This is a genomic window from Bradyrhizobium sp. Kon56 (assembly GCF_055807635.1).
The window spans coordinates 1-252 of sequence record NZ_JBVVOU010000528.1 but is presented as its reverse complement, the minus strand read 5'-3'; the positions used below and the strand labels follow the sequence as shown (position 1 = coordinate 252).

General features: G+C 64.3%; 1 protein-coding gene. It reads right to left on the bottom strand.

Going from position 1 to position 252, the window contains the following annotated elements:
• Positions 1–252 (bottom strand): hypothetical protein (locus tag AC0L3B_RS39925; protein WP_473383435.1); only part of this gene is annotated, 252 nt, incomplete at both ends.

The following is a 252-nucleotide window of genomic DNA, read 5'->3' as shown; positions in this document are numbered from 1 at the left end:
AGGTCAGCGCGTTGGTGCTCACCGAACGTGGGTCAGCCTTGTACGCCGCCCAGGTCTGGCCGAGCGGATCCTGCGTGCCATTCTGCTCCAGGCTGCTGTAGATCAGCGCCAGTTTGCTGTCGTCATCCGGTTCGAGGTTGAGTTTGGCGAAGGTCTGGTCGCGGCGTGCCCGGCCTGGTGGTGCAGAACCGTCAGAACTACGCGCAGGACCTGCAGATTTCCTCCCGTGGCTTCGGCGCCCGCTCAGCCTTC